Annotated in this window: 9 protein-coding genes; 3 read left to right on the forward strand and 6 right to left on the reverse strand. The window is 41.0% G+C overall.

The genetic code is table 11. The annotated features are described in order from the left end of the window. Positions 1-246 precede the first annotated feature (246 nt). Complete coding sequence (locus tag JI741_RS07450; RefSeq protein ID WP_202008414.1) at positions 247-1,359, reverse strand: alkene reductase; 1,113 nt, start codon at positions 1,357-1,359, stop codon at positions 247-249. A gap of 128 nt (positions 1,360-1,487) precedes the next feature. On the opposite strand from JI741_RS07450, the gene JI741_RS07455 reads away from it, so the two are divergent. After that, positions 1,488-1,919, forward strand: coding sequence for a winged helix-turn-helix transcriptional regulator (locus tag JI741_RS07455; RefSeq protein WP_202008415.1), 432 nt, complete (start codon positions 1,488-1,490; stop codon positions 1,917-1,919). 869 nt (positions 1,920-2,788) lie between these two features. On the opposite strand, the gene JI741_RS07460 is transcribed toward JI741_RS07455, so the two are convergent. From JI741_RS07460 to JI741_RS07475, 4 genes are all read right to left on the reverse strand, one after another. Then, positions 2,789-3,199, reverse strand: coding sequence for a hypothetical protein (locus tag JI741_RS07460; protein WP_202008416.1), 411 nt, complete (start codon positions 3,197-3,199; stop codon positions 2,789-2,791). A 263-nt stretch (positions 3,200-3,462) separates the two neighbouring features. After that, positions 3,463-4,410: a hypothetical protein gene (locus tag JI741_RS07465; protein ID WP_202008417.1), complete on the reverse strand. Its 948-nt coding sequence runs from the start codon at positions 4,408-4,410 to the stop codon at positions 3,463-3,465. 5 nt (positions 4,411-4,415) lie between these two features. Continuing rightward, entirely contained in the window at positions 4,416-5,450 is a 1,035-nt protein-coding gene (locus tag JI741_RS07470; protein ID WP_202008418.1) for a glycosyltransferase family 2 protein, read from the reverse strand. A 104-nt stretch (positions 5,451-5,554) separates the two neighbouring features. Then, positions 5,555-7,294 (reverse strand): ABC transporter ATP-binding protein, encoded by a 1,740-nt coding sequence (locus tag JI741_RS07475; RefSeq protein ID WP_202008419.1) that lies wholly within the window; start codon positions 7,292-7,294, stop codon positions 5,555-5,557. A 725-nt stretch (positions 7,295-8,019) separates the two neighbouring features. Between JI741_RS07475 and JI741_RS07480 the strand changes: the two genes are divergently transcribed. Then, positions 8,020-9,201 carry a lanthionine synthetase C family protein gene (locus JI741_RS07480; protein WP_202008420.1) on the forward strand — a complete coding sequence of 394 codons (1,182 nt, stop codon included), beginning with the start codon at positions 8,020-8,022 and terminating at the stop codon, positions 9,199-9,201. On the opposite strand, the gene JI741_RS07485 is transcribed toward JI741_RS07480, so the two are convergent. Further along, complete coding sequence (locus JI741_RS07485; protein ID WP_202008421.1) at positions 9,163-12,339, reverse strand: lantibiotic dehydratase; 3,177 nt, start codon at positions 12,337-12,339, stop codon at positions 9,163-9,165. The genes JI741_RS07480 and JI741_RS07485 overlap by 39 nt on opposite strands. 418 nt (positions 12,340-12,757) lie before the next feature. Between JI741_RS07485 and JI741_RS07490 the strand changes: the two genes are divergently transcribed. Next, positions 12,758-14,425 (forward strand): carbamoyltransferase N-terminal domain-containing protein, encoded by a 1,668-nt coding sequence (locus tag JI741_RS07490; protein ID WP_202008422.1) that lies wholly within the window; start codon positions 12,758-12,760, stop codon positions 14,423-14,425. The last annotated feature ends 16 nt before the right edge of the window (positions 14,426-14,441 follow it).

The raw sequence follows: 14,441 nt of genomic DNA on the forward strand, positions 1-14,441 counted from the left end.
CTGGACGGGGCAGTATGATCAAAGGCTCCAAACGAAATGATTGATGTCACTTGCCCTGCCGGCGATCTGTAGCCCCGGCAGGGATTACAAAGCCCTTATAAATGCAATTTGCGGTATCCTTTCCTGCCTTAAGGATAACAAATCTTTCATTCCTTAACCAAAAGAAAACAACGATAGCTTTCTCAAGTCTTCTGGATGGAAACGTCCTGGGTTCATTACCTACCAGGACGTTTTTCATTTCATGTACTAAGCATAGTGTTCATTTAATGACAAAGAAGGATAATCGATGTATCCGTTATCATCTCCTACAAAGAAAGTGGCGGGATCAGCGTCATTTAAATTTGCATTCGTTCGAAAACGCTCCACAAGGTCAGGGTTGGAAATATACAGCGTGCCGAACGAAATTATATCCGCATAACCATCTTCCAACAGTTGGTTTGCTTTTTCCAAGGTAAATCCACCGTTGGCCATGATAGTTCCTTTGTATATTTTTCGAAAATTTTCGAAAAGTTTCCGGTCCTTCTGTGCCTCAGGCGATATTCCAGGTTCCGGCCGGTCTACGATGTGAAGAAATGCCAGATCGTACTTATTTAATTGTTGCGCTACAAAGCGATACGTATTCTCAGAATCATCGGGCGTTTCTCCAGGCTGCGAATAACTTAAATTGGGAGTGATGCGAACACTTATTCTTTTTGAGTGCCACACCGTCATTACCGTGTCCAACACTTCTAACAGAAAACGTGTTTTGTTTTCCATCGTGCCTCCGTACTGATCCGTACGCTTATTCAATGCATTGCTCAGGAATTGAGAAAGTATAGATGGATGCTGTACATGAAGTTCTATTCCGTCAAAACCTGCATCCTTGGCGTTCTGTGCGGCATTTCTGTAATCGGATAGCGTACGCTGAATATCTTCAAGACTCATTTCCCTTGGAGTTACTGTGTCCTGCACTCCTTGAGCAGTATATGATTTTGTAAGAGGATTTATAGATGACGGCCCAAGGGGAAGCTCACCGTCCAAATGATGCGGATGGGATAATAACCCGGCATGGCCCAGTTGTAAGAATATCCGGCCTTCCTTTTGATGGACGATTTCGGTGATGGCTCTCCAGCCTTCCACCTGCGCTTCAGAAAAAATTCCTGGAACGTTGATGAAACCGATAGCTTCTTTGCTAATCCAGGTACCTTCTGAAATAATTAACCCTGCCGAGGCGCGTTGTCCATAATAGAGAGCTTGCATTTCAGTGGGAACAATTCCCGGATTCTTCGACCTACCACGGGTCATTGGCGCCATCGCTATGCGGTTGGGAAGTGTAAGTGATCCAAGCGAAATAGATTGGAATAGTGGTGATGAACTCATTGTTTCTAATTTTAGTTATGTGGAATATATCTTTACTTGCTATTTACAAGTAAAGCATTGAAATAGTTCCTTGCTATTTGCAAGTAAAAGAATAAATTTTTGCTTAATTTTAGAAATCGTAGAAAACTATGAAATCAATACAACATCGTTCCGACTGCCCGATCAGCTATACACTTGATATATTAGGTGATAAATGGATGCTCCTTATTCTACGAGATATGATTTTTGCAGAAAAGGAGTCTTATAAGGAATTCATGCAATCCGGAGAAGGAATTGCCACCAATGTACTGGCAGACCGTCTTAGCATACTTGAGACTGAGAAGTTTATCACGAAAAAGGTGTCGCCTGCCAATAAAAAATCGTTTGTCTATCGCCTAACAGACAAGGGAATTACACTGATCCCACTTATCATGGAAATTACCCTATGGGGCTCCGCCTTCAACCCGAAGGGAGGGAATAAGGAACTTCTCAAAAAACTTAAAAAAGATAAAGAAGGCGTAGTCGCTGAATTCACAGCGAAAATGAAGGAACGTACTTTCAAGTCAGTAGCGAGGGTATAGATATGCCTGAGGTTTCTTTGTCCATTTCCGGCGTTACATGAAGTCCTTCTGGGAATTTTATATAGCGCTATTGGGATTTATTAACATAGAGTGGAGATTCCGACCCCATTGACCACTTTGTTTCAGGAGGGCGTGACCAGCTAAAGTTACCTGACAACTTGAACTACGTCTAGGTTTCGAACCACTTGATTGCTAGACTTGTTTCTGGTCAAATGGTGGCGGAATTGGGTGGTCACCTGATCTGAAAATTGATGGTCAGACAAAACGGAAAAAGATGGTCAGCCTCTTCGGAAACTTATACGAAACAATTACGAAACAACTTCATGGTAAAAAAGGCTGTTGCGGGTATCGCTAACAGCCTTTTTGCCTCGATCTCACGAGGAAGTAGCCCCGGCAGGGATTGCAAAGCCCTTATAAATGCTTGGTTTACAACTGAAAACAGAATCCTAGGAAATCTCATTCACCTAATCTCTCACCCAGTCATTTTCGAGTAATCGTTATCAAATTTAATGATAAGAAACCTAAAAACGCCATTCAATTGTGGAATTCTTGAGACGTAGCTGTCCGTCCGCTTAAAATCACACGCTAAAAATTCGGTCCAAAATCGATCGTGAAGCTCGCCGCTGATTCTTTAGAATTCTTGCAGTCCAATACCGATATTCCAAAAGTCTTTTTAATGAAACATCGGTGCCAATACTCTTGTTCAGTTTACTCGTCAAATGGGAACAAAAAGGAAAAGATGATTTCTATTGCTGAGCGGAGATTCCGGCTCAACACGCTCAGAATTTTCACGTTGACCATATCCGCTACAGTGATAGCGTTCTCGCGATCATGGTGAAACTCTTATCTTCATCTCACTTGCGGATTTTCTAGTTGTTCGCTGCATTTACTTTAAAAACAGCATTCGGGAACGGCTGCTCCTCTGTTGCCAACTCCGTCCCAGCGTTTTCTCTATTTTCATACATTGTTAGTGACCCCGAGCCACAAGTAAAGAGGTCCGCGTCATCTTCTGAATAGGTCAACCAGTCAAGCTTAAGTGTTGAGGGTAAATTTAACGCATCCATAACACCAGAAAACGCTGTTGAAAACTTCAAGCGTCCTGTTGATGAAGTCCATTCAATAAAAAATGCTATGTCGGTGATCGTGTCATTTCTTCGAACATAGATGCCCTGCAATTCATGGATATTTATTCGATTGTCGAACGTCTTAAACAAACCACACAACTTTTGTTCTGAAAATGACAAGGATAAAGCAAACTGACGAGAATAGAACGTTTTCATTACATAGCTTTTAAAAATACAACAGTAACTTGTCTTAGTTTTGAATTTAGTAAAAAAAATGCCCATGCATTCAGCGGTACCGTTACTCTCTTCTTTTTTTTGAAGAACGGTAGTATTCTTAAATGAGTAACAAGTCAGTAAACTAAGGGGAACGAAATAGTCTGTTGGAATATTATGCAACTTCTCAGATAAGGTCGTATTCCCGGTTTAAAACACAGGCAACATCCATAGCAGCCAAAAAAAGAACAATTTTAGAATCTCTTCTATGCCAGTACGGGCAATGTACTTTCATTTCGTCGAATTCCGTTGGCGGCGTGCAGTGGTGTTCGATACATTCTTTCAAGTAAGTCGGAATACATTAGGTGTATCTGGTTCGATAGACCAAGTTGCCAGGAAATCGATGTAACCACATTCAGAATACACTGACCCACCTCTATTGTTGAAGTATTTGCTTGTAGTGCAAGGAATTCTCCAATAGCGACTATCATTTCCGAACATAACCAATTATACTTTTCATTTGTTGAACGCGTTCCTGCAATAATCAATTTACTCACTCGCTTAAAAAATTTAGCTTCATTGTGATAAAGCGTAACCGTGTCCTTCAATAGTTGATCCACATCAACTATTGTATCATTAAGTTCGGCGATATTCCGAGATCTCAACCATTTTAACATCCTTAGTGTCTCGGCCAAACCAAATGCCTTCTCTACTTGATGAAAAGCGATATGACCAACGGCAAGATAGAAAAATAGGGAGGACTCCGGTGACACTTCATGATCTTGGAAAAAGCGGACTAACATTCTTGATATTCGACAGCCAAATTTTGACAATTTCCGGTTTTTTGAGACCCATTTTTCATGTCGTTTTGAATTAATAGAATGAAAGAAAAAGGAATCGTTTGGGAAATTTGCAAAAATAAATGATTGGCCGTATGCAATACCAGAACAATGACCGGCAAGATACTTCTGAAACAACAGAGATATCTTTGCCTTGACAGCGTCTTTTGATGACGCCTTAACCAATAAAAGAACTCGTATGTGACTTCCCTGCACACTTGAGAACGATAAGTGAAAATTATCATTTTTAGTTGTCCTTACAAAAGGCTTAAGTTCGTTCCAGATACAATCTCGGATCAGGCAATGGAGAAGCCTCTCGCTGTAGTAAACAGAAAATGAAACCCAGACATGGTTGTTAGTATTCGTATTTGCCATTTTGCTCAGGTTGTCAAATCTCGTTCGTCAAATTTCCCAAAACCATTTTTATTTACAGCAGTGATGTTTTTTCTGTTATTTCCTCTAAAGACAAGTCTATTAGATACTTCAGACATCACAGTAGATACAAAAAGGAACATATCAGTGCTGTCAATTTTAACGAATGATCCGTTTTTAGAAGTTATCTTAGAATTAATATCGTCTTGGATAAAGATTTCTGATCCTTGGCTCCAGGATATGACAAGTCTACCTGAATTGTCTTTGATCCAGCTTCCGGCTTCGTTGCTGCGAATTGAAATCAAGGCGGCCATGCCCATAGGGGTATCGAATACTGGGCTGTGCAGAACACTTTTATTTGCAATATGAACGCGCTCACATCTGTTGTCCGTGTACAGAACAATTATTATTGTATTTGTGGGGTCCGAAAAATGCATATAGAGCGTCTCAGCAAATTTCAAAAAATACTCATTTTTAATCCGAAGAGTGAATCCGTGACTGATCGCTGACAGGAAATGCTTTCCCCTAATAATACTTCTTTTAAGCCCTTTCCGGTGGAGCCGCTCCACCAAGTCGAAATCCTCAAATCCATAAGCATGCATGGTTTCATCAAAACCTCTAACGTTCATAAAAGTTTTCCTCGGTACAGCGAGGCGCCCAAGAACATCACGCGATTTGATGCTTGCGTGGTTAACGGGAATGCCAGTCAATACGGTATTTTTTTCTTTGCTGAATATCTTGTTTACATAATCCGCAAATCTCGGTCCTGTAAAATTATCAGCGTCTACGTTGCAAACTATATCTCCTGTCGACAGACTAAATGCGACATTTTTCGCATGACTTCGCCTGAAGTATTGCGGGGAATTTAGCCGAAAATAGCGTAATATGTTTTCATCGATGTATTTCCTCATATTCATTTTAATCCAGTCTTGCAACCCATCATTCGAATTGTAATCCAATAATACAAATTCAACATTTGGATAGTCTTGATTGTCTTCAATGTTCTTTCGAAGAGTCTCTTTTACATGTATTAGTCTGTTCATTGAAACAGTACAGAAAGATATTTTGTAGTTCGTTCGCATACTTCCGATAGAAAATGTAAATAAATCAAGGATTGTTTCCTGTGCCGGTTATTAGCTTCTTCAATCTATATTTTGCACTGATAGGTGTAAAGTTCAAAATATCTTCCTCTCAATTCAATAAGTTCCTCATGGGTACCTTTTTCGGCGACTGCGCCCTGCTCGATAACCAGGATTTGGTGTGCCATGCGAATGGTGCTTAGGCGATGAGCAATAACAAAAGTTGTCCGTCCCTTCATTAATTCGGTCATACTTTCTTTAATTAGATTTTCACTTTCCGAATCAAGATTCGAGGTGACTTCATCAAGAATAAGGATCCTTGGATCGGCTAGAATTGCTCGGGCGATTGCGATTCGTTGACGCTGGCCTCCGGACAATTTAACCCCGCGCTCACCAATTACTGTGTCTAAACCGTGTTGAAATCGTTCTGAAAATTCAGAAACGCGAGCCGCTTTTATTGCATTTGTCAGTTCGATCGACGAGGCATTTCGGTTGGAGAAAAGAATATTCTCTCGAATTGTGCCGTCAAAAAGGAAGTCGTCTTGCAATACAACTCCCAACTGATTCCTATAGCTTCCTGGAGTTATTGAAGAAAGATCTAACTGATCGATAGTTATTGAACCCCGTACAGGTTTATAAAATGATGCTACCAATCCCGCTATTGTTGTCTTTCCAGAACCTGAGGAACCGACCAGTGCCGTAATGGTCCCGGCTTCGGCTCTAAAGGATACCATATCCAATATGGGTTTACCTGGTTCATACTCAAAAGTAACATTGTCAAAAACCACGTCGCCCTTTATTGTTCCAATTGGTGTAGTTCCCTTTTCGTTCTCATATTCGGTCTTAAGATTTAGAAGTTCCTCGGTTCGATCAAGACCCGCAAAAGATTCAGTGAGCTGCGTACCGATGCTGCTCATTTGACTAATAGGAGTGATGATGAATCCAAGGTATAGGGCGAACGCGATAAGTTGCCCAACAGTCAATTGATTGTCAACGATCAAATATGCGCCAAGGCCCATTATGCCCACAGTAGCAAGCTGCAATAGAAAAACTGAAGACCCCGTGACAAGGCTAACTGACATAAGACTTCTCTTTACGTTCTGAAATATTTGTTCCACACCCCGTTCGAATGTTTTTATCTCGTGACTTTCCGCGTTAAACCCTTTGATAACCCGTACACCTTTGAAAGTTTCTGCCAGCCTGCTTGTTACTTCAGCATTTACCCGGCTTCGTTCTTGGTAAATAGGCCGGATAAATGCAAAGGTCTTTAGCGAAATAGCCCAGAATATTGCTATCGGAACTAGTATACATCCTGTTAACAAGGGACTAATTGATACAAGGAAGAAGAAAGAGATAACAATACTAATTGCTCCTCCGACAAGTTGGACAACCCCTGTTCCAATAATATTCCGTACACCCTCAACGTCTGTCATAACCCTTGCTACCAACGAACCGGAATTGTTGTCGTCAAAAAACTTCATTGGGAGCATGAGTATGTGCCGTTGAACCCTTGCCCGAAGAATTGATATTACGCGCTGTGCCTCCACGCTTAGAAGGTTGGTGAGCACAACAGAACTGATCGCTTGAACAGAAATTGCGGCCGCAGCCACAGCCAACAATACTTTGAGGAGTTTTATGTTTCGGTTCGACAAGACTTCATCAAGCAAATATGTGCTCACGCTAGGTAAAACGAACCCAGTGAGTCGATTCACAGTAATTAAGATCAGTCCAACAAATAGAAGCTTTCTCCGAGGCCAAACAATTGTCTTAAATACATAAGCGATGGTGACACGATGCTGCCTTGTCATCTAACTACTTGAGTTAAAAATAGCGAATGTTGTCATTGCCAATCTTGGTTTGAAAACCTGGTGTGCATTGATTTAGGCATTATGATTTCTAAACCAATAGCTTGTCATGCGGCGTCTCTAGAACACCGAGCCTAATATCTTTTGGAAATGGAAAGTGCAAATTGACCTTTCGAAGTATAGAAGGACTCATAACGGAATCCTTCTATACATAGGAGATTATTAGTAGTAGGATTTAGAATTTGCGGACATGCCACAACAAAGAGCCTACAACATAAGGACCGTCAGAGCTTCGATCAACAATACGTTTCGCAAACAGAGATTTTGCAGCTGTTGATACACGTGTAGACCGAACCCGAAGATCCTCCCCCGAAAATGGGTTGTGATAGATGTTTTTCAAGGGAAGAAATAGTTTTTTTGCTCAACGATAATTTTTTGTCAAGCGTAAGCGTGCTTTTCTTTTTCATAACATTTTTTTGTTTTAATAATGAATAAATAAACTATAAGAAAAATGAGGCCTCATTTCAATTCAGGACATTGTGATGCATCAATCCTCGAGATATACACGGGCATTGACAATATTTTCTAACGTCGCTTTGAAGGCGTTACACTTCTTCTCTCAAAAGTATTAATATTTAAAATTATGAAATAATCGATGAGTTCAAAAGAAATGGATTTAATTTCGACGGGCAATTCGCTTTTTTTTTGACGAAGTAAAAACTTGCACTATGAAAAATCGGGTAATAAAGAAGATACTTGAAATCGAACGATGTCTAGGACTTTATAATGAACCAACGATTGGACTACTAACGGGCTCGATGGGTATTTCAATCTTCTACGCCGAATTATACAAATTAACCGGCGAAGAGAGGTATTTCGAACGATGTCTTTCAGTAGCATCAACAGCAATGGATAACCTGGCCGAGCATAGCTTTTCTCACGACTATTCGGACGGCTTCATTGGTATTGGGTGCGGCATAAACTGGCTTGTGAAAAATCAATTTCTAGAAATAACTGAGCATTTTTTTGATGAGATTGACGACGAAATTTTCCGTGGTGGTGTGCACGACATAGACAATGGACAGTATGATTTTTTGCACGCCGCAGGCGGCGCCGTAATTTATGCGTTGTCTCGGCTTTCCAATCCGAAAGCCCTGGTTTTTATCAATCATTTCGTGGAGGCACTTTGTAAAATCAAACAAGCCGATCAAGATGGAATAAAATGGGAAGACCTTTTATCAAAGCAAGTTCTCCAATCAGTCACACCAGTATACAACCTGGGGCTAGCTCATGGTATACCAAGTATCGTGATGATTCTTCTCAGAATATTTCATGCCGGCCTCCATAAAGAGATTATTGGGGCTCTCGTACCTCAGAGTCTTAACTGGGTCGTTAGACAACGTCTCAAATCAGGTAGTACCTCTGTCTATCCTGGCAGGATTGTTGACCCTCGTCAAGCACAATCATCCCGACTGTCGTGGTGCTATGGCGACTTAGGCCTTGCTACGACATTCTGGGCTGCCGGGATAACGTTAAACGATAAGTCATGGCAGAACGAGGGGGTTACGCTGATTAGGCATTCACTTCAGCGAGTGGACCCCTTGGACGATGCATCACTCGATGCGGCGTTTTGCCATGGCACAGCGGGTATCGCATGTTTCTTTCGAAGATTTGCTACGACTATGCAAGTTGCTGACTGTGACGTTAGACATGATTTTTGGATAGACAAAACGTTAAAATTGGGCGAGACATCGAACGGCATAGCAGGGTACACATTTTCAACGCAAACGAACGAATTTGGATCCAAGAATATTGGTCTCTTGGAAGGACTGACTGGTGTTGGTTTGGTCCTGATGGATCATATTCAGCCTTCAAACACCCTGGACGAGTTTATGCTCATTGGAGTTTGACGACTCTATGATTTGTTTATTTCTAGCACAAATTGAATTGTAGTATTTGAACATGTAGTGATACAAGACCAACTCCTGTTTTCTTTGGCTGGACGTAAATAGCCTGTTAATGAACATGTGCAGGTAGCTACTTAAAAGATCATACAATGCCCGATCGGCATGGCCGGTAACCTTTAGGCAAATACCCTGCGCAACTTTTTTTAATGACGAGCTACGTTCGTCCAATATGCTTAATATCTCATCAGAAACCGTGTCATTTTGTAAATGTGTAGTCATGAATAGTTGAATCTCTTTCATTTTGCTCCTGTAATTTAAGTCGAGTTGTCGTATCAGTTCCCCGTCTCCCTTTACTTCTTCAAGAAAACCGTTTCTCAAGGAAAGCATCAATTCCTTTCTGGATTCAATAGCGAGCCCAAAATCATCAAGGAGTCTATCAATACCTTTCAGCGCAAACGTAACACGTAGGGATTCGTCATTTTCTTCCCGCAGCAAGAAAAGAAATTTTAGGACAGCTGCGCTATCAAAAAAGAACAAATGTTCGCTGTCGACGATGGTTTCACTTCCGTACCGTTCGATCTCTCGAACATAAGTGTCTGTGTCAACCTTGGCAATCATATCTGACTCAATTAGAGGTTGAAGTTTGGCCATTAAATATTGAATTACCTTGTTCCAAAGCAAATCCTGTCCATGGAAGCGCAACCGCAAATGGGGATCTGGTAAGTTGTATCGAATAAAAAACCATCGGTCAATAACTTTTTCTTTCAGTAGCTCTTCAACGATTGGTCCAACAATGTCAAGGAGCACTGTCTCAGCAAATTTGAACCCACAAAAAACTTTAACGTATAACCAGTCTGATCCCGGAACAAAGTGTCTCTGCGGAATTTGGGAATATTTCCTCAACGTCAACGACACATTTGGCGTTTCATCAGTTCTACGTAAGGGTATAACAATCTCATTGAAGAAGCCTTTACCATCGACATCGTTCACCACGCAGTTACTGGATCCTTGTGGAAATTCTAACAGAATCAAAAAATCGGTCTTAAACAGCTTGTCAAAAAGGATATCCACGCAATGAACGTTTGCCAGGTCTATGGGTAGCTCGTTGTCTGCTTGGCTAATTGCTACAAACCTGGGCATCCCAATCTCTAAACAAACCTGTTTAATATAGTTCACTCGCTGATTTTCTGCCAACCTTTTGCAATTCGCATGATCCTTTGAATTGAGCCTCCATCGGGCTCTTGTTATTATTATGTTCTTATACGTAGTCCGAGGCAAGAAGGGTAACAAATCGTTTGGACCCCAATTGATCAAACTACCATGGTTAATATTTTGAAAACGAAGATCACACAAAAATGCATAGATCGGCAGTCCTTTCGTTCGGTAGTTATGGGCATTTGTCATTTTCGGTATTACTCGTTTCCCAAGCCGCCGGCTGCGAAGTACTAGTTCGTTGTTGATAATACTAAGTAGCAAGTCGTCAATTGGGATTTGAAATTCTTCAGATACCGATGAGTTGACCAGGTACGGGATTTCAAATTCCCTTAATACTGGTCGCGAGGTTAGGTTGACCATATGAGGTTCTTGCAAATAGGCAACTTCGGCGAATATACAATCTTTCGAGAATGATTCTTCGACCTGATTATAGTTACGGACTTTAAGGGCAAATTCCGGGTTACCGTGACAGAATCTACCTAGACCGGTTGTTGCCGATGATGGATTGTAGTCCAGCAGAATGAATTTCATGGAGCTATTTTCTTCAGGCTCGCGCAAAAGTGTCCCTCTAATATACAAGCAATCTGAAGTAGAGTCAAATTCACTATTGCTATGTTTTTGCAATTCCTCTTCGGAAAATGTAATTTCAAATGCGCCACATCGAATAGCTTCGTGCAATTTGAAATTTAGTAATTCGTCAAAATCTGAAAGTGGGACTTTTTGTTCATCACGCTCGTTTTTAAAAATGAGATTATCAAGAAGTGCTGGATGGTCTGTATTGGTGTTGTCAAAATCGCCATATCCAATTCCTATTTCTGGATCCAACGCATACGCAAGGGGTACCTCCCTAAATTCGTAACGTTCGAAAAATCTTTCCTTAAAGTAGCTCATGGACGAAAATTTGCTATTCTTTTTTAAGTCAAGAACTTTTTCTATGTCGATTGCGAGTTGGTCGACCCATTCTTTTTCCAACGATATCCCTTTTGTTGATAGAAAAAGATCAGAATGAACCAAATGCTCTTTCTTTAAATGGCCACCGATTATTGACACCACAATTTCCTCTAGGCGATCCATGTCGGCCAGGCCGATCCTACCAGAGTTTAGTATTTTTTGTATTTCTTGAAGCTGACCAACATAAGCAGTGGCAGCGGGAATGCGACTCAATTTCTCTATCAGAGCCTCCAGATGAGGTTTTCCCGTTACATTAGGACTTAACTCGTGAACAAGGATATTGTTCGCAATTACCTCCATGACGAAATCTCGGCGTTCTTCGAGTGATGTATTCCCATCGTCAATTACGGTAAGCAAATCACCAACCTCAGCGCCATTCCTTGCCCTACTCATGATAGCATCCAAGGCTGGCTGGCGTTCTACTTCAGCTATCGAATAAATTCGTTTCGAATTCACTGTTTTAAATTCAACATATTTGACACGATCCCCCACAGGATAAATGCTAGAATTAGTGTGGAATTTCAAACGCTCAAAAATTTCAGGGACACTAGCGAGATAATCAGAAATGCCGCACAAAATTGTCGAATCCAATCTAGAGTATATAAGATGGTCTGCTGGAGGCTGAATACATAATTTTGTAATTTCTCCGATTTTTCCCATTGCTATTCCGGCAAAAGTGCCGAATGGTGTAGATCTGGATGACATCCTAAGCCAATATCTCATAATGGCAGAGTATATCTTACTAGTATCTTCTGAGCTGGTGCTGCCCTCTTTTATTAGCAACGAGCGATTGAAGAGGTCCCTAGAGGCAAGATAAAGGGACGACAAAAAGTACTTGTCATTGAGTAGTTCCTTTATTAGGACCTCAATGTCATTTGGGATACTGAAGATGTTGTTAAGTGGATACACTGGAGCTCTGAGGTAGAATTCGTCGAAAGCCTTGTACTTTCCGTTTTTTGATTTTTTAATATGCATGTGAAAGTATTTGTAAACTGTGGTATCCAAAATATTGTAGCCGTCGAATATTGTCTTCGGAATCAGAATCAATAGCCGGGCAGTTTGAAAAACAAACTATTCAGGAGTTCAAGGGATGATGAGCCTCAATTATTTTCTTGGGGTTTATTGGACAAGTGCACTTTGATTTCCTCGATTCCTTAATCCATGGTCAATTTAAAACAAATAGAACCGAAAGTCCAAAATGAACCTTTGATTTTTTATTCGCAATATTTTTACAAAACCGATATTAATCCTATTTTGTAGAACAATTCATAAAAACTGGCACTGGTAATAAATCCAACATGCTACCTGCCGGTATTCAGATGGTTTACTTCGGCGTCAGGTTCGTCGCGCCTATTCGTTTTTACTTTAATGCTTAACATAAATTGTAATTACAATGGTTATATGTGGTCTGAAATTAACTCATGATAGCTCTGTTACTATCATCGAGGATAACAAAGTTGTTCTATGCCTGGAATGGGAAAAACTCAACAACAATAATAGATTCAAGCTTATTGATTGTTTGGAGGATATCGACAAAGAAATAATACCTTACGGGTATAACCTTGCGAATGTTGACCGTATTTCTATAGATGGTTGGGTCGGTGAAGAACATTCTACAATAAAGACTCGGTACTTGGGCATTGAGAGTGAGATTTTGGCCGCCCCTTATCATGAGCCCAAAGGTAGTTCTGTTTTAAGGAAATATGGCTTTGATAAACTTGCACATTCGGATTTGGCCTTGCCATATGAGAGTTTTACTCATGCCGCAGGACATGTTCTCTCGTCTTACTGCACAAGCCCTTTTGCCAGTAGAATGGAGAGCTCCTATATACTGGTCTGGGATGGGGGCATGTATCCAAGATTGTATTTTTTTGATTCCGTTAGAAGATCGGTTGTCTTCATTTGCGATTTATTCTACATGGCCGTCAATGTGTACTCGATTTTTTGCCAGCACTACGGGCCGTTTAAGATTAATGAAAATGTTATTAAGGACGAACTTTCGGTTGCTGGGAAAGTGATGGCTTATGTCGGGTACGGACGAATAGACAATGAAATTATTGAAGATCTAAAGAGGTGCTACTCTAAAACACTATCGTTTGCTACTAACCCCAAACTAATTCCCCAGTATCCATATATTTTTTCAAAAGAGTTTCAAATTTGTTCGAGAGACAAAAAATATACTGATGAAGATGTTATATGCAGCTTGCACTATTTTCTTGAAGGCCTCATTATCTCATCCATTAAGAAAGCAGTCGCACCAAGGGCAGGACGGATGAATCTTTGTCTTGCGGGCGGAGCTGCGCTTAACATTAAGTGGAACACCGCACTAAGGAACTCAGGAATATTCGATGAAGTATGGGTCCCTCCGTTTCCGAATGATGCGGGCAGTTCCCTAGGTGCCGCTTTGGCAAGTTGGGCTGGAAATGCAGATTGCTTGGCTATTGCGTGGAACGTATACAGCGGCCCTACTCTTACGAGGGATTTTGTTCCAGACGGTTGGACAACTGAGGAATGTTCGCCCGTCGAGCTTGCAAGAATTCTTTATCAAACAAGATTGCCCGTTACAGTCTTGAATGGACGTGCTGAAATAGGTCCGCGTGCACTCGGAAATCGGAGTATTGTCGCCGCTCCGTTTGATCCAAAAATGAAAGATCAGTTGAACTATCTAAAAATTAGGGAATATTACCGTCCTATAGCCCCTATGTGCTCAGAAGAGCGTGCAGTTGAATTTTTTAACCCGGGATGTCCAGATCCCTATATGTTGTTTGAGCATACTATTCGAGACGAATGGGTTGACCTTCTAGGCGCTGTAAGCCACATTGACAATTCAGCTAGATTACAAACGGTAAACAGCCTAAGCCATCCATTCTTGCATGAGCTGTTAATGGAATTCGAAAAGCTCAGTGGAATCCCTATTTTATGCAATACGAGCGCCAATTTCAAAGGTAGAGGATTTTTTCCAGACATAGAAAGCGCTATTAGATGGGGATTAACACCTATGATTTATTCCGACGGGCGGCTGTACACTAAGGAATCCGTTCTGTCAATGGCTAGCATTTAAGCATTTTATTCAAACC

Origin of the sequence: Chryseolinea lacunae, from assembly GCF_016735595.1 — a bacterium.
GTDB lineage: Bacteria > Bacteroidota > Bacteroidia > Cytophagales > Cyclobacteriaceae > Chryseolinea > Chryseolinea lacunae.

Excerpts from the sequence above, each read along its gene's own strand:
- JI741_RS07490 (WP_202008422.1), top strand. The coding sequence starts at position 12,758 with ATGGTTATATGTGGTCTGAAATTAACTCATGATAGCTCTGTTACTATC.
- JI741_RS07485 (WP_202008421.1), bottom strand. The coding sequence starts at position 12,339 with ATGCATATTAAAAAATCAAAAAACGGAAAGTACAAGGCTTTCGACGAA.
- JI741_RS07460 (WP_202008416.1), bottom strand. The coding sequence starts at position 3,199 with ATGAAAACGTTCTATTCTCGTCAGTTTGCTTTATCCTTGTCATTTTCA.
- JI741_RS07465 (WP_202008417.1), bottom strand. The coding sequence starts at position 4,410 with ATGGCAAATACGAATACTAACAACCATGTCTGGGTTTCATTTTCTGTT.
- JI741_RS07455 (WP_202008415.1), top strand. The coding sequence starts at position 1,488 with ATGAAATCAATACAACATCGTTCCGACTGCCCGATCAGCTATACACTT.
- JI741_RS07475 (WP_202008419.1), bottom strand. The coding sequence starts at position 7,294 with ATGACAAGGCAGCATCGTGTCACCATCGCTTATGTATTTAAGACAATT.
- JI741_RS07450 (WP_202008414.1), bottom strand. The coding sequence starts at position 1,359 with ATGAGTTCATCACCACTATTCCAATCTATTTCGCTTGGATCACTTACA.
- JI741_RS07480 (WP_202008420.1), top strand. The coding sequence starts at position 8,020 with ATGAAAAATCGGGTAATAAAGAAGATACTTGAAATCGAACGATGTCTA.
- JI741_RS07470 (WP_202008418.1), bottom strand. The coding sequence starts at position 5,450 with ATGAACAGACTAATACATGTAAAAGAGACTCTTCGAAAGAACATTGAA.